Origin of the sequence: Pseudundibacterium arcticum (assembly GCF_042646465.1) — a bacterium.
Classification (GTDB): domain Bacteria; phylum Pseudomonadota; class Gammaproteobacteria; order Burkholderiales; family Burkholderiaceae_D; genus Undibacterium_A; species Undibacterium_A arcticum.
In genome coordinates, this window is record NZ_JBHRTP010000101.1 from 1 (window position 1) to 15,760 (window position 15,760).

Annotated in this window: 15 protein-coding genes and 1 pseudogene; 9 read left to right on the top strand and 7 right to left on the bottom strand. The window is 58.1% G+C overall.

The window, feature by feature from the left end:
• Positions 1 to 104: 104 nt before the first annotated feature.
• Positions 105 to 1,293: pseudogene (gene prpF, locus ACFOFO_RS24515) on the top strand (2-methylaconitate cis-trans isomerase PrpF).
• Positions 1,294 to 1,387: 94 nt separating this feature from the next.
• On the opposite strand, the gene lexA reads toward prpF, so the two are convergent.
• Complete coding sequence (gene lexA / locus ACFOFO_RS24520; RefSeq protein WP_390333280.1) at positions 1,388 to 2,059, bottom strand: transcriptional repressor LexA; 672 nt, start codon at positions 2,057 to 2,059, stop codon at positions 1,388 to 1,390.
• 256 nt (positions 2,060 to 2,315) lie between these two features.
• Here lexA and rpsF point away from each other — a divergent pair, with 256 nt between their 5' ends.
• The 8 genes from rpsF to ACFOFO_RS24560 all read left to right on the top strand — a co-directional run bounded on the left by rpsF (position 2,316) and on the right by ACFOFO_RS24560 (position 7,836).
• Positions 2,316 to 2,708 carry a 30S ribosomal protein S6 gene (gene rpsF / locus ACFOFO_RS24525; protein WP_390324287.1) on the top strand — a complete coding sequence of 131 codons (393 nt, stop codon included), beginning with the start codon at positions 2,316 to 2,318 and terminating at the stop codon, positions 2,706 to 2,708.
• A 105-nt stretch (positions 2,709 to 2,813) separates the two neighbouring features.
• Positions 2,814 to 3,053 (top strand): primosomal replication protein N, encoded by a 240-nt coding sequence (gene priB / locus ACFOFO_RS24530; protein WP_390333354.1) that lies wholly within the window; start codon positions 2,814 to 2,816, stop codon positions 3,051 to 3,053.
• A gap of 51 nt (positions 3,054 to 3,104) precedes the next feature.
• Complete coding sequence (gene rpsR, locus ACFOFO_RS24535) at positions 3,105 to 3,389, top strand: 30S ribosomal protein S18 (protein WP_390324290.1); 285 nt, start codon at positions 3,105 to 3,107, stop codon at positions 3,387 to 3,389.
• 53 nt (positions 3,390 to 3,442) lie between these two features.
• Positions 3,443 to 3,895 carry a 50S ribosomal protein L9 gene (gene rplI, locus ACFOFO_RS24540; RefSeq protein WP_390324292.1) on the top strand — a complete coding sequence of 151 codons (453 nt, stop codon included), beginning with the start codon at positions 3,443 to 3,445 and terminating at the stop codon, positions 3,893 to 3,895.
• A gap of 109 nt (positions 3,896 to 4,004) precedes the next feature.
• Positions 4,005 to 5,390, top strand: coding sequence for a replicative DNA helicase (locus ACFOFO_RS24545; protein ID WP_390324294.1), 1,386 nt, complete (start codon positions 4,005 to 4,007; stop codon positions 5,388 to 5,390).
• 141 nt (positions 5,391 to 5,531) lie between these two features.
• Positions 5,532 to 6,158, top strand: coding sequence for a DUF47 domain-containing protein (locus tag ACFOFO_RS24550; RefSeq protein WP_390324296.1), 627 nt, complete (start codon positions 5,532 to 5,534; stop codon positions 6,156 to 6,158).
• A 122-nt stretch (positions 6,159 to 6,280) separates the two neighbouring features.
• Positions 6,281 to 7,294, top strand: coding sequence for an inorganic phosphate transporter (locus ACFOFO_RS24555; protein ID WP_390324298.1), 1,014 nt, complete (start codon positions 6,281 to 6,283; stop codon positions 7,292 to 7,294).
• Between the two features lie 137 nt (positions 7,295 to 7,431).
• Positions 7,432 to 7,836: a DUF3224 domain-containing protein gene (locus tag ACFOFO_RS24560; protein ID WP_390324300.1), complete on the top strand. Its 405-nt coding sequence runs from the start codon at positions 7,432 to 7,434 to the stop codon at positions 7,834 to 7,836.
• A gap of 229 nt (positions 7,837 to 8,065) precedes the next feature.
• Here the strand turns inward: ACFOFO_RS24560 and ACFOFO_RS24565 are convergent, their stop codons facing one another.
• The 6 genes from ACFOFO_RS24565 to ACFOFO_RS24590 form a co-directional block, all read right to left on the bottom strand.
• Positions 8,066 to 9,622 (bottom strand): DHA2 family efflux MFS transporter permease subunit, encoded by a 1,557-nt coding sequence (locus ACFOFO_RS24565; RefSeq protein WP_390333282.1) that lies wholly within the window; start codon positions 9,620 to 9,622, stop codon positions 8,066 to 8,068.
• Between the two features lie 244 nt (positions 9,623 to 9,866).
• Complete coding sequence (locus ACFOFO_RS24570; protein ID WP_390324301.1) at positions 9,867 to 11,069, bottom strand: HlyD family secretion protein; 1,203 nt, start codon at positions 11,067 to 11,069, stop codon at positions 9,867 to 9,869.
• Positions 11,066 to 12,598: an efflux transporter outer membrane subunit gene (locus tag ACFOFO_RS24575; protein ID WP_390333285.1), complete on the bottom strand. Its 1,533-nt coding sequence runs from the start codon at positions 12,596 to 12,598 to the stop codon at positions 11,066 to 11,068. Before ACFOFO_RS24575 ends, ACFOFO_RS24570 begins: the two co-directional genes overlap by 4 nt.
• Before the next feature lie 72 nt (positions 12,599 to 12,670).
• Entirely contained in the window at positions 12,671 to 13,144 is a 474-nt protein-coding gene (locus ACFOFO_RS24580) for a MarR family winged helix-turn-helix transcriptional regulator (RefSeq protein WP_390333287.1), read from the bottom strand.
• A 195-nt stretch (positions 13,145 to 13,339) separates the two neighbouring features.
• Positions 13,340 to 15,022, bottom strand: coding sequence for a PhoH family protein (locus tag ACFOFO_RS24585; RefSeq protein ID WP_390333289.1), 1,683 nt, complete (start codon positions 15,020 to 15,022; stop codon positions 13,340 to 13,342).
• 240 nt (positions 15,023 to 15,262) lie between these two features.
• Positions 15,263 to 15,736 (bottom strand): peroxiredoxin, encoded by a 474-nt coding sequence (locus ACFOFO_RS24590; protein ID WP_390333291.1) that lies wholly within the window; start codon positions 15,734 to 15,736, stop codon positions 15,263 to 15,265.
• Positions 15,737 to 15,760 lie beyond the last annotated feature (24 nt).

A 15,760-nucleotide genomic window follows, 5' to 3' on the forward strand; every position in this document is an offset into this window, starting at 1 on the left:
GCTACCGCATCTGGCCCTTCAACCGAATAATCAAAGTTGCACTTCGTATCTGAATCCGCGGCCTATTTTTGGCAATACTCCCCTATATTTTAAGGAATGATGCGATGCGAGTGCCAGCACTGTATATGCGCGGCGGCACCTCGAAAGGCGTTTTTTTCGATGCCGCCGACCTGCCGGCAACACCATCCGAGCGCGACGCATGATTGTTGCGCATCATGGGCAGCCCGGATCCTCACAGTAAGCAATCCGACGGCATGGGTGGTGCCACCTCCGGCACCAGCAAGGTGGTGGTCCTCGCGCGCTCGCAACGGCCCGGCTATGACGTCGACTACCTGTTCGGCGCGGTCGCGATCGACGCGCCGCTGATCGACTGGTCAGGCAACTGCGGCAATCTGTCGGCCGCGGTCGGGCCGGCTGCCATCCATTTGGGTTTGCTCGACCCACCAACACGGTCCGGAACGGGATCCAGCGCGTACGGATCTGGCAATCCAACATCGGGCAGCAGATCGTCGCGCATGTTCCTGTCAGGGATGGCTCTCCGCTCGAGTCGGGTCAGTTTCAGGAAGATGGTGTTACTTTCGCCGGCGCTGAAATCGTGCTGGAGTTTATCGAAGACGAGCATCCCAGCACCGCCTTGCTGCCTACCGGAAATGTTGTGGATCAGTTGGATGTACCCGGCATCGGGCGCATCGAGGCGACATTGCTGACGGCCGGCAACCCGACGGTGTTTATCGAAGCAGCCGCCATCGGCCTGAGCGGAGTGGAAATGCCCGTGCAAGTCAATGCCGATCCGGAATTACTGGCACGCTGTGAGGCGATCCGTTCGTACGCGGCGGTCATCATGGTCTGGCGCCGGATGTGGCAAGCGCCACGCGCGAGCGCCCGGCGACACCAAAACTGGCGTGGCTGGCACCGCCTGCCACGTATTTGAGCAGCGCCGGCGAAACGGTGGCGGCAGAACGAATCGATGTGCTGGCGCGGATTTTGTCCATGGGCAAGCTGCACCACGCGTTTACCGGCACCGGGTCAATTGCGTTGGCGGTGGCGGCGGCCTTGCCGGGATCGATCGCCGCGCGCGTCCTTGCCGCAGCGTCGGGTGCGCGGGGTGCGCTGCATGCTCAGGCGAGCGGTGACACGCCAGCAGCGCCAGCGCAACTGAGGATCGGCCACGTGTCAGGACGCCTGATGATCGGTGCCAGCGTGCGGCACGGCAAGGCCGGATGGCGCATGGAAAAGGCGATCCTGTCGCGCAGCGCCCGCGTCATCATGTCCGGCTGGGTGCATTGTCCATGATCGTGGGCAGCCGCCTGCTCAAACCAAGGGTCGAACGCATGATCGCGTTCGGCAGCCGTCAAGTTTGGCCGCAATGACTATCGTAGAGGTCGGATCAAGCCCAGCTGCGCAATAGCCCGACCGCCAGACCCTCGAGTGCAAAATCATCGCGCCCGGCTTCCACCCGGATGATCTGAAAATCGGGATTTTCCGGGTGCAGTTCGATCACGCCGCCGGTTTTTTTATAACGCTTGACCGTGACATCGTCACCCAGGCGGGCCACGATGATCTGGCCGTTTCGGGCAGTGTCGACCTTTTTGACTGCCAGCAAGTCGCCATCGAGTATGCCGACGTCGCGCATCGACAGCCCGCGTACTTTCAGCAGGTAATCGGGTTTCGCTGAGAACAGGGCAGGATCCACGTTATAGCTTGCCTCGATATGCTCTTGCGCCAGGATAGGGGAGCCGGCGGCGACCCGTCCGACCAGTGGCAGGCACAGTTGCATCAGCGCCGGATGCGGCAACGCCATTTGCGTACCGAAACGCGGCGCGCCTGCGCCCGATTGCCCGCCATCCATGTCGCGCAACCGGATGCCGCGCGAGGTGCCCGGCGCGATCTCGATCGCGCCCTTGCGCGCCAGCGCCTGCAGATGCTCCTCCGCCGCATTGACTGAGCGAAAGCCGAGTTCGGTCGCGATCTCGGCGCGGGTAGGGGGGAAGCCAGTGTTGTTGATGGCATCCCGGATCAGGTTGAGGATTTGTTCCTGGCGGGCGGTGAGCTTGAGCATGGTGATTGGCGCTGCGCGGGCAGCGTATGCTGTGGATATTGACAGGCTGTATTTTTGTACAGTATTAATTCGAATGCAAGGGTAATTTGATTGCCTGGTCCGATTTTTTGGCGATAGTGCGCCTGTCGGCCGAGGATAAGGACTTGAAAGCGTTGAGTTTTCTGCGGTTTTGAGTTACTATTTTCGGCTTTCCTCTTCCCACACTCGTCTTGACGCCGAGGTGGGCGATTTTTCAATCCGTCCAAAAGGAGATTACATGCGTCATTATGAAATCGTATTTATCGTGCACCCGGATCAAAGCGAGCAAGTGCCTGCAATGATCGAGCGCTACAAGACCAACGTCACGGCCCGTGGCGGCAAGATCCACCGCGTTGAAGACTGGGGCCGTCGTCAGATGGCTTACATGATTCAAAAGCTCGCCAAAGCGCACTATGTCTGCATGAACATCGAATGCGACAGCGAGACCTTGACTGAAATCGAAACTGCATTCAAATTCAATGATGCGGTGCTGCGTCACCTGACCGTCAAGATGAAGAAGGCAGAAACTGCTCCGTCGCCGATGATGAAGTCGGTTCAGCGCGAAGATGCAGCCAAGCACCGTACCGAGACACCTGCACCTGCAGCTGCGCCTGCTGCTGCAGCGGCCTGATTGCGCTAGTTGCGGAATATTCGCGTCATTCAGGGAGCGTGAGCTAGTTTAGTGAGTCAATTCCAGAGTCAGCTTCAACTGGTTGCCAGCATTGCCGAGCGCGAGATGTTGCGCTACACGCCGGCAGGCATTCCGATTGTGTCAGCGCGTTTGCTGCACAGTTCGCAACAGACGGAGGCAGGCATCGAGCGCCTGGTCGAATTTGAAATTGCTGCGCTTGCCGCAGGCGAAATTTCAGGCCGGTTCAATCGATTGGAGTTGGGCAGTGCACTATGCTTCACAGGATTCCTGGCACGCAAGAGCCGCAACAGCAAGAGTCTGGTGTTTCACATCATTGATTTTTAGCGCTAAGACTGACAATAGTCGCAGCGCACTTAATATATACAGGAGCCACAAATGGCATTCGGTAAAAAGTTCGATAAGAGCAAACTCAAAGAAAAACGCAAGCAGCAGAATCCGCTGTTCAAACGCAAAAAATTCTGCCGCTTCACCGCAGCGCACGTTGAACGGGTCGACTACAAGGACGTCGACACGCTCAAGGATTTTGTCCAGGAAAACGGCAAAATCATGCCAGCACGCCTGACCGGCACCAAGGCGATCTATCAGCGTCAGGTTGACACTGCGATCAAGCGCGCACGTTATCTCGCGTTGTTGCCATACACCGATCTGCACACAGCGTAATTGGCCGCTAACGCACATTCGTTAAGCCAATTTCCAAGATCCCGGAGAAAAATATGCAAATTATTCTATTAGAAAAAGTCGTTAATCTCGGCAACCTCGGCGAAGTCGTACGCGTCAAGGACGGTTATGCCCGTAACTTCCTGATTCCTCAGCGTCTGGCCCGTCGTGCCACGACCAGCGCAGTTGCCGAATTCGAAGCAAAGCGCGTTGAACTGGAAAAAGCAGCTGCCGAAAAATTGGCTGCTAGCCAGGCGCAGGGCGAGAAACTGGCCGGTCTGACCGTCCAGATCTCGCAAAAATCGGGCGTCGATGGCCGTCTGTTCGGTTCCGTCACTAATTTTGACATCGCTGAAGCGCTGAGCAAACAAGGTTTCGCGGTCGAGAAATCGCAGATCCGCATGCCGCAAGGCGCACTCAAGATTGCTGGCGACCACGCCGTGGCCGTCGCATTGCATACCGATGTGGTCGTAGACATCACGGTGGCTGTTATCGGCGATCACGCTTAAGCGATCATTTGTAACAAGTTACTTTGCACCATAAAAAAGCCGGGTTTGCCCGGCTTTTTTATTGCCGATTTACCGGGAATTGTCAGTTCTAGCAGGTATAATTCGCGCCATGAAAGTCGCCGTCGATCCCCAATTAGAGTCCCTTCGCGTACCACCACACTCGATCGAGGCTGAGCAATCCGTACTGGGCGGATTACTGCTCGACAACGCTGCGTGGGATCGCATTGCGGATTTCCTCCGCAACGAGGATTTCTATCGCTATGATCACCGCATCATCTTCCAGCAGATCGTCAAGCTGATCAACGCGTCGCGTCCAGCCGATGTGATTACCGTATTTGAAGCACTGTCGAGCATCGGCAAGGCCGACGAGGTCGGCGGCCTGTCGTACCTGAATGCGTTGGCGCAAAATACCCCATCGGCCGCCAATATCCGTCGCTATGCGGAAATCGTGCGCGATCGCGGCGTACTGCGCAAGCTGATCTCGGTCGCGGATGAAATTTCCGGTCAGGCGCTCAATCCGCAAGGCAAGGAAGTCAAGCAGATGCTGGATGAGGCCGAGTCCAAGATCTTTGCGATCGCGGAAGAAGGCGCGCGCGGTGCACAGGGCTTCCAGGAAATTCAACCGCTGCTGACCCAAGTGGTGGAGCGAATTGACGAGCTATACAACCGCGACAGCCAGAGCGACATCACCGGCGTGCCCACCGGGTTTGCCGACCTGGACCGCATGACATCAGGTCTGCAACCAGGCGATCTGATCATCGTCGCCGGGCGTCCGTCGATGGGTAAAACCGCGTTTTCAATCAATATCGGCGAGAACGTCGCGATCGAAAGTGGCCTGCCGGTCGCGGTATTCTCGATGGAAATGGGCGGTACCCAGCTGGCGATGCGGATGCTCGGTTCGGTCGGCCGACTCGACCAGCACCGCTTGCGTACCGGACGATTGAACGAAGAGGACTGGCCACGGCTGACGCATGCAATTCAGAAAATGAACGACGCTCAGCTGTATATCGATGAAACACCGGCGCTGAACTCGATCGAACTGCGCGCGCGTTCACGCCGCCTGTCGCGCCAGTGTGGCAAGCTGGGCCTGATTATCATCGATTATTTGCAACTGATGTCGGCCAACAACGCGGGTGAAAACCGCGCCACCGAAATTTCCGAAATCTCGCGCGGTCTGAAAGGCCTGGCAAAGGAACTTAATTGCCCCGTGATTGCGCTGTCGCAGTTGAACCGTTCGCTCGAACAGCGTCCCAACAAGCGTCCGGTGATGTCCGATTTGCGCGAATCAGGCGCGATCGAGCAAGACGCCGACGTGATCCTGTTCATCTATCGTGATGAAGTCTATAACCCCGACTCACCGGATAAAGGCACGGCCGAAATCATCATCGGCAAGCAGCGTAACGGTCCGATTGGGTCGGTACGCCTGACATTCCAGGGGCAATACACCAAGTTTGACAATTACACCGGTGCGCTGACGCTGTACGGCGGCGATTGAGCGGAATTCCGCAATATCAAACGTCGTGAGGCGCCATGCAAAGCGTTTCTGATAGTGCGGCAGATCTCGGACAGCTTGCGCTCGACTATGCACGGCATCCAATTTAAATAAACGATATAACGAGTAAGGAAGAGGGCGATTATGTTTGGACGACTGATGCCGACCGAAGGCAAATTTTTTGAATTGTTCAACCAGCACGCTGACCTGTGCGTCAAGGGCGCCAAGGAAATGGTGTCGCTGATGACCAATTTCGACGATCTGGAAATCCGGGTTCACGCGATCGAGGGCCTCGAAAAGGAAGCCGACAAGGTTACCCATGCAACGATCGAGATGCTGCACAAGACTTTCATCACGCCGATCGATCGCGACGACATTCATCAGCTGATCACCCGCATGGACGACATTCTCGACTTGCTGGAAGATGCGGCGCAAACCATCTCACTGTATGACATCAAGGTCGTCACGCCGGAAGCCAAGCGGCTGGCCGAACTGTGCCTGGCCTGTGCCGAGAAGGTCAAGCTGGCGGTGGCGCTGCTGCACAATATGGATAATTCGCGGCAGATCCTGGAATACTGCAACGAGATCGACCGCCTCGAATCGGATGCCGATCACGTGATGCGTGCCGCGATGTCGAAATTGTTCCGGGACGAGCCGGACGTGCGTACGCTGATCAAGCTGAAGGCGATTTACGAAATTCTGGAGACGGTCACCGACCGTTGCGAGGATGTCGCCAATATCATCGAAGGCATTATTGTTGAAAACGCCTAAATGCACGCAGCCGCTGCCGCTGCTGGCGGCCGATGGATGTGCGGGCGAGCTCCCGCGACCATCGGCGGGCGGGTCGGTTTCGCCGGTTTTCACGATATCCCGAACTGATTGAACACAACAACATGCATACTTTCCAAATCAGTATCTACGTCCTGATCGCCCTGATCGCACTGGCCCTGATATTCGACTTCATGAACGGTTTTCATGATGCGGCCAACGCGATCGCGACGGTGGTATCGACGGGTGTGCTGAAACCGCAGACGGCAGTGGCGATGGCCGCCGTTTTCAACTTCGTCGCGATTCTGGTGTTTCACCAATTGACAGTCGCGACGACGGTCGGCAAAGGCACCATCGATCCGGGGGTGGTCGATCAATATGTCGTATTCGGCGCGCTGGTCGGTGCGATTTTCTGGAATCTGCTGACGTGGTATTACGGAATTCCATCGTCATCGTCGCATGCGCTGATCGGCGGCCTGGTCGGTGCTGCGGTGGCTAAATCCGGCACCGGCGCGTTGGTAGCGGCCGGTTTGATCAAGACGATCGTGTTCATCGTGCTGTCACCGCTGCTCGGCTTCATTTTCGGCTCAATAATGATGCTGCTGGTGTCGTGGGTGTTCGTGCGTTCGACACCGCGCCGCGTCGATGCCTGGTTTCGTCGCCTGCAACTGGTGTCGGCGTCAATGTACAGCCTGGGTCACGGCGGTAACGACGCACAGAAAACCATCGGTATCATCTGGATGCTGCTAATCGCGTCCGGTTATTCCAGCGCTGCCGAGAGTATGCCGCCATATTGGGTCATCATCGGTTGCTATACGGCGATCAGCCTGGGCACCCTGTTTGGCGGCTGGCGCATCGTCAAGACCATGGGTCAGAAGATCACCAAGCTGAAGCCGGTCGGCGGGTTTTGCGCAGAAACCGGCGGTGCGATTACACTGTTCATGGCGACCGCGCTGGGCGTCCCGGTATCGACCACCCACACCATTACCGGCGCGATTGTTGGCGTGGGTGCGGCACAGAAGATGTCCGCCGTACGCTGGGGTGTGGCCGGCAATATCGTGTGGGCGTGGATATTCACGATTCCGGCATCGGCCTTCATGGCGGCGGTAGCGTGGTGGGTCGGCACCCGCATCTTCTGATGCAAGACCGGAAAAGGGCGCTGCGGGCGCCCTTTTTTTTCGCCGCCACCCAAACATTTGAACAGATCGCACCGTACGACAGGGGTTCATCTATGATCAGCGATCATTGATCATTCCGCCACCACCATGGAGCAAGCATGAGCAAAGACGCCAGCGGTTCATTCGACGTAACACTGACGCCACAACCGGCGCAGGATGAAGTCATCGGTGCCATTCTCGGCCGATTCGCTATCGACAAGCAGTTTCATGGTGAGCTCGATGCAACCAGTCGCGGCGAGATGCTCGCCGCCGGTACCGAGGTCAAAGGCTCCGCCGCGTATGTCGCGATCGAGCGTGTCACCGGCACGCTGCAAGGTCACAGCGGCAGTTTCGTGCTGCAGCATGGCGGTACCATGACGCGCGGCGATGGAAAATTGACCGTGACTGTGGTGCCCGATTCCGGCACTGGGCAGCTGAAGGGATTGGCCGGCAGCATGACGATCGATATCGTCGACGGCCAGCATTTGTACCAGTTCCAGTACACGCTGGACGCGCTGAGTTGAGGGCGGCTGTACTGCAAAAAGAAACGCCAGCGGAACAGGACGAGAAGTGCGCCGCACGCACCATCGTCTGCAGCTATCGGTGCGCGCGGCGCACCCTACGATCATTTGGCGAGCAGGATTAGCTTCGCGGTTACTGGCGCGTCTGACAGCGCGCCGTTTGCGGAGAATCAAACATTCGCCGTACATTGCTAGCGGGAGTTTGATTAGCCCGTGACCGTCATTGATGCACTTAGTGCGCAGCCGACGACGCATCCATCGAGACGCTCGACTTACTCGGCTTGGTCATCCAGACCAGTCCAATCAGGGTCAGGAACAGGAATGACGACAGCCAGAAGATATCGGTTGCAGCCAGGGTGCTGGCCTGCACGCTGAGTGTGCGTTCGATCACCGCCAGCGCGCCCGGTTCCGGCATGCCCTGCGCGGTCAGCGCCTGCACCGCCTGACCGAAGGCCGGGTTGGTCGGGCCGCTGTGCTCGGCCAATTGCGCATGGTGCAGGGTAGTGCGGCGGTCCCACAAGGTGCTGGTCAGTGAAGTGCCGATACCACCGAACATGATGCGGACGAAGTTGGACAGGCCGGCGGCAGCCGGAATCTTGTCGGGCGGCTGACCCGACAGGATAATAGAGGTCAGTGGAATAAAGAACATGGCCATCGCCGCGCCCTGGATCACGGTCGGAATCATCAACGTGAGGTAATCGACTTCAGTCGTGAATTGCGCGCGCATGTAGAACACGATCGCGAAGATAATGAAGGCGCTAGTCGCGACCAGGCGCGCGTCGATTTTCGGCAACAGTTTGCCGACCAGCGGCGACAGCAAGATCGCAAAGATGCCGACCGGCGCCATCACCTTGCCGGCTTCGGTCGCAGTATATCCGATCTGGGTCTGCAGCCATAAGGGCAGGATCACCAGACTGCCGAAAAATACGCCATAGGCGACCGAGATCGCGATCACGCCGGCGCTGAAATTGCGCCCGGCGAACAGCGACAGATCGACCACCGGATGCTCTTCGCCCAGCTCCCAAATGATGAAGTAGATAAAGCCGACCACGGCACATGCACCCAGCACCACGATTTCGCCCGAGTTGAACCAGTCCAGTTCCTTGCCCTTGTCGAGCATCAGCTGCAGGCTGGCGACCCAGAGCAGCAGCAGCGCCAGTCCGACCTTGTCGATCGGTCTCTTGATGATGGTCGATTCGCGCTTGTGATAGATCGACCAGGTAGCCCAGGCTGCGAAAATACCGACCGGGATATTGATATAGAAGATCCATGGCCAAGAATAATTATCTGAAATCCAGCCACCCAAGAGCGGGCCCATGATCGGCGCCACCAGCGTGGTCATGCCCCAGAAGGCGAGCGCCATCCCGCTCTTGGCGGGCGGGTAACTCGATAGCAGCAACGCCTGCGACAACGGGATCATCGGCCCGGCGACAGCACCTTGCAGGACCCGTGCCGCGATCAGCATCTCGATATTTGGCGCCATGCCGCACAGCCAGGACGAGATCACGAACAGCAGGATCGAGGTGATGAATAATTTGACCTGACCGAAGCGCATGGTGAGCCAGCCGGTCAACGGCACCGAAACCGCATTGGCGACCGCGAACGAAGTGATGACCCAGGTACCTTGCTGCGGTGACACACCAAGGTCGCCGGCAATCGCCGGAATCGACACGTTCGCGATCGATGTGTCGAGCACGTTCATGAATACAGCCAGCGACAAGGCGAGCGTGCCCATGACGAGCTGGCCGCCTTGGAGCGGTTGCAAAGCGGGGCGGGATGGGGAAGTCATGGACGCATTCTGGTGGCTAGTGAGCGCAGGCATCAACCGTCGTACTGCTGTTGATACCGCTTTTCTTAACTGTGTTAACGGTAGTATATTAAGGTGACCAATGTTTTAAATGATGAATTCGACATTGATGTAAGGAGTATCTGTAATCAACGATACCAAGCAACGAACGCCAGCATGAATCAAATGCGTCCAACCGGCTGTGCCACTGTCGTACGCATCTGATTGGCAACGCACAACCGGCTGCTTACTTCACCGCCGGCACGGGCGCCGTATTGCCGCCGTTGTTGACCGCGATGATCTGGGCGATCCGCTTGTCGGCATCGGTTCCCGCGTCATTGAATACGTCGGTTGCATACGCTGGTGCCGTGCGTGGCGCGGCATTGCTGGTCAGCGAATTTCCTTGCGCATTGGCGATGTCGGTCTTGACCTGCATCGACAAGCCGATGCGCAGCGGATGTGCTGCCAACTCTTTCGGATCAAGCGCAATGCGCACCGGAATCCGCTGCACCACCTTGATCCAGTTGCCGCTGGCATTTTGCGCCGGCAATAGTGCAAACGCGGAGCCGGTACCGGCCGCCAGTCCAATCACCCTGCCATGGTATTCAACGTCCGAACCGTATAGATCCGAGTGCAGGCTGACGGGTTGGCCGATCCGCATGCGCGACACCTGCACTTCCTTGAAGTTGGCATCGACCCACAGCGCATCGAGTGCAACGATCGACAGTAACGGCGTCCCGGCCGCCACCCGCTGCCCTACCTGCACCGAACGCTTGGCGACATAGCCATTGATCGGCGCCAGCAGCGTCGAACGGGCATAGGTCAAATAGGCATTGCGCACGTTGGCTGTGGCGCGCTGTACGTTCGGATGCTGTTCCACCGTGGTGCGGTCGGTCAGCACCCGGTTCGACGCCAGCTGATCCTGCGTGACCTGTAACGCCGACTCCGCAGCCTGCACCGCGCTGCGCGCGTGTTCCAGCTCTTCCTTCGATACGGCACCGGTGCCGATCAATTCCTGCCGCCGCACCAGATCGGCACGGGCTCGTGTCAGATCGTTGTTGCGCACCGCGACATTCGCATTGAGCGCGCCGTTGTTGACGAACAGCGTGCGCACTTCACGCACCGCTTGCGCCAGTTGCGCGTCGGCTTGATCAAGCGCCACCTTGGCATCGCGGCGGTCGAGTTCGACCAGCGGTTTGCCGGCCTGGACCAGTTCGGTATCGTCGGCGTTGATCGCCAGCACGGTACCGGCAACCTGGGGTGTGACCTGCACCACGTTGCCGGCGACGTAGGCGTCCTCCGTGCTTTCGTAATGGCGCAGGAAAACTGCCCACCAGATGGCATACGCGATCAGGACGATCAACAGCACGGCAGTGACCGCGATCAGCAAGCCACGGCGTTTGCCGGGGACGACGGGTGCGACTTCGGGAGTAGGGCTCGGTGTGGTCATGATGCTGATTTCGCAAATGTTGAACGGTTGGAAGTGGATGAACTTGGGACGGTATCGGTGGTTGCGGCAAGTCCCGTCTGGGCCGCATCGAAGCCGCCGCCGAGCGCCTTGATCAGGCCGACCTCCAGGTCAGCACGGCGGGCCTGGGTATCGAGTTCCAGCTTGCGTTGCGTCAGCCATGCCGATTCTGCAGCCAGCACATGCAGCATGTTGGCGGTGCCGACTTGTTGCCGTTGCTGCGCCAGTGTCAGAGCCTGAGCCGCGGCCGAAGTGGCCTGGCGCTGATGGTTGCCCTGGGTCTCGACCGCGCGCAGCGATTGCACCTGGTCGGCGACCTCGTGCAGCGCCTCGGTCAGACTCTGGTTATAACTGGCGACCGCGCCATCGTAGGCGGCGACCTGGCCTTTCAACTGGGCGCGCAGACGGCCGCCGTTGAAGATGGGCACGGTAATGGCCGGGCCAATGCCCACAATGCGGCTGCCGCTGTCGAGCAGATTGGTCAGGCCGAATGCAGAAAATCCGGCGAACGCCTTCAGATCGATATTCGGGTAAAACGCGGTTTTGGCGCTGTCGATGTCACCTTGTGCCGCTTCCACCCGCCAGCGCGCAGCCACGATGTCGGGACGGCGTCCCAGCAGCGCGAGCGGCAACTCGTCCGGTATTTGCGTGGCGGATGCGGCAGGCAGCATCGGGAGTGCAATTGCCAAGCCACGATCCGGACCCTGCCCGAGCAGCGCCGCCAGTTGATTGCGTGTCAATGCAATGGCCTCTTGCCATTGCGCCTGTTCCGCGCGCAAGCCGGCCAATTGCACCTGGGTCTGTTGGTTATCGCTCTGATTGTCGAGGCCGGCGCGCACCCGCTGTTGGGTCAGGCGATCGAGTTTTTCACGTAGTTGCAACTGCTGTTCGGTCAGGCCCAGTTGTTCCGACTGGCGCGCCAGTTGGACCCAGGCACGGGTAACGGCGCCGGCTAGTACCAGTCGGGCCGAATATTGCTCGGCTTCGGCGACCTTGCCTTGCGACAGCGCTGCCCGTAACTCGGCCGCGTGCTTGCCCCAGAAATCGAATTCGTAGGAGAAATTAAGGGCCAACTCATTGTCAGACTTGTATTGTCCGGCCAATGGCGGCGGGATCAGGCCATTTTCGGTAAAGCGTTGGTAGGTGCTGCTAAAGCCGGCATCGAGCATCGGCTTGGTTGCCGCACCGGTCGCGTCGGCTATGGCACGCGCCGCCGACACGCGTGCCGCTGCGATCTGCAAGCCCGGATTGCCGCGCAGCGCCTCATCCACCAATATCTGCAACGGTGCGCCGCCGATATGGCCTACCCATGATGCATCCGGCCACTGGCCTCCTTGGCTGGGCAGGGTGGCGGCAGAAGCATAGTCACCCGGCGTCTGGGTTGATGCGGTCGGGCTAATGCCGTTGAAACTGGCGCAGGCGGATAACAGGGCCGCCGCGGCGCTGATCGCCAGCAGTCGCCAGGATGGGCGCGCGGTACGGTTCTTGCGTGGTATGAAGGGCATGGTCATGTGCGTTGTTTGCTCTGCAGTCGGTGTGACGTATTCAGGCACGAGGTTTCGTATGCTCAAGTAATTGCTTGGTCAATTATTTTTCTCATCTGAAAGCGTACAGTTGGCAAGTAATTTCCGTAATAAATATTTTAAAAACCCTAATTCTTCGGCGCTGAATCCGCTGAAACTGCGGTTCAACGTCGCCGTATACAGCGCCGGCAGTTTCTCGGCCAGCGTCGTTCCCTCGTTCGTCAGACGCAACTTGAACTGGCGGCGGTCGTCCGGATTGGGTTCCCGCGCGAGCAAACCACGTTTTTCAAGGCGATCGATCATGCGCGTCATGGACGCGGCGTCGATGTATAGTTCGCGCGCGAAATCCGCCGCAGTAGTGGATTTCCCGGTCGCCAGCCTGATGAGAATGCTGCCTTGGGCATGGGTGATGTTGTGTTCGGCCAAGGCGGCATCGATGGCTTTGGCCAGCATCGTGCGCGAGCGCGCCAGCAGGTAGCCGACGCTGTCCTCGATACGGAAATCCTCGAATGGATTGGATTTAATTTCTGACATGCTATTAATTGCCTAGACAATGATTGCTTAGGCATTAATGTAGTCGAAATTTGCTTGCGTTGCAAGCGGCACGATTTTCACAAGGGTAGGTCGATCGGCACCGGAGCGCAGCGCAGAATGAAAAACGGCGCTTGATGCGCCGTTTTTTTAACAACAAGACCAGTCGGAGCATGACCCGACCTCTGCAACTGCTCGCTACAAGACTTCGCTCGCATGATCCGCCAGGCGCGAGCGTTCACCGCGTGCCAGCGTCACATGTCCACTGTGCCCCCAACCCTTGAAGCGGTCGACCACATAGGTCAGCCCGCTGGAACCTTCGGTCAGGTAAGGCGTATCGATTTGCGCGATATTGCCCAGACAGATGATCTTGGTGCCGGGGCCGGCGCGTGTGACCAGAGTCTTGACCTGTTTCGGGGTCAGGTTCTGCGCCTCGTCGATGATCAGGAACTTGTTGACGAAGGTGCGGCCGCGCATGAAATTGAGCGATTTGATCTTGATCCGAGAGCGAATCAGGTCCTGCGTTGCGGCGCGGCCCCATTCGCCGCCATCGGTGTCGGACTTGTTCAGCACCTCGAGGTTGTCGTCGAACGCGCCCATCCACGGCGACATTTTTTCTTCTTCGGTACCGGGCAGGAAACCGATGTCCTCACCAACCGGCACGGTCACGCGAGTGACGATGATTTCGTTGTACAGCTTGGTCTCGAGCACTTGTGCCAGACCTGCAGCCAGCGCCAGCAGGGTCTTGCCGGTGCCGGCCTGACCCAGCAGAGTGACGAAGTCGCACTCTGGATTCATCAGCAGGTTCAGCGCAAAATTTTGTTCGCGGTTGCGCGCGGTGACGCCCCAGACGTTGTTCTTGCTGTGTGCAAAATCACGCAGCGTCTGCATTACCGCGGTCTTGCCGTTGATCTGCTTGACCTGTCCATAGAACGACGCTTCGCCGTTTTTTGGTTCGGTATAGACGAACTGGTTGACCAGCAATGATGGGACCACGGGGCCGGTGACGCGATAAAAAGTGTAGCCGGTGCCGTGCTTGTTTTCCTGCCAGGATTCCATGCCCTTGTCGTGCTTGACCCAGAAATCGTCCGGCAGTTGCACGATGCCGGAGTACAGCAGGTCGGTATCTTCCAGGACGTGGTCGTTGAAGTAGTCTTCTGCCGGCAGACCGAGCGCGCGAGCCTTGATCCGCATGTTGATGTCTTTCGACACCAGTACCACGGCCCGCCCGGGTTGTTCCGCTTCCAGTGCGCGTACCACGCCGAGGATCTGGTTGTCGGCTTTGCCAACCGGCAGCCCTTCCGGAAGAGTGACGTCGTGCAGTTTGGTCTGGAAGTACAGGCAGCCCTTGGCATCCTTGTTGCCGAGCTTGGATAGCGGGATGCCTTGCTCGATCCGGTGGTTTTCCGAATCGCCGACCAGTGCATCGAGCGAACGCGACACCTGGCGCGCGTTACGCGCGACTTCGGACATGCCTTTCTTGTGGTCGTCCAGCTCTTCCAGCGTCATCATCGGCAGATAGATGTCGTGCTCTTCGAAGCGGAACAGCGATGATGGATCATGCATCAGCACATTGGTATCGAGCACGAACAGCTTGGTTGCGCCTACCTTGTCGGCAGCGCGGCTGGTGCTGGATTTCATGCGCGCTTCGACCGCCGGATTTTTCGCCAGACGATGCGTTTCAACCAGGGCAATTTCTGTGGTTTTTTTGCGTGCCACCGGCGCTATGTCAGCGGGTGCCGGCTTTTTCGCTGCCGGTTTTTGCGCCACGGTTTCTGGCACGGTCATGACGGGTTTGACGATTTTTCCCTTTTCCGCTTTCGGATATTCTTTGGGCGACAGTAGCGCGGCGGGTTTGCTTGGAATTTTTGGCAGGGGCATCAGAACCTCAATCTAAAATTATCACGAATAGTCTGTATGGACAGCATACAGAATTTGGGGCACAAATGCTCGGGGAAGAACAGGAGAAACGCTTGCAGCAAACGCGAGGGGCGAACAGAAAAAAGGGGGATTGACGGGTGATAAGCTGAAAATAAAAAAAAGCCGTGGTCGGAAGCTCGGTAGCGTCTTCCAACAACGGCATGATGCGGAGAAAATTCTCTTGTATTCAATGGATTAGGGCTAGATGGATCTCACAAATTCCAGCACATCGTCTACGTGCCCGGGTACCTTTACTCCACGCCATTCTTTCACCATTTTGCCCGACGCGTCAATCACAAAAGTGCTGCGCTCGATGCCGCGGACTTGCTTACCATACATGTTCTTCATTTTCATGACATTGAACATGCCGCACAGGGTTTCGTCGGGGTCGGAAATGAGCTCGAAAGGCATGCCCAGCTTGGACTTGAATCCCTCGTGCGAGCGAATGCTGTCGCGGCTGATACCGAAAATCTCGGTATTGGATTGTTGGAACTGTGGGTACAAGTCGCGGAACGCCATGCTCTCGGTGGTGCAGCCGGGCGTGTTGTCTTTAGGGTAGAAAAACAGCACTAGCTTTTTGCCCTTGAAATCGGACAAGGTAAAGGTCTGGTCGCCGGTCATCGCGGCGGAAAAATCGGGCACCATCATGTTCAGTGCAGAGGGGGTGTCAGCCAAGTGGAGTCTCCTGATCGGTTATGC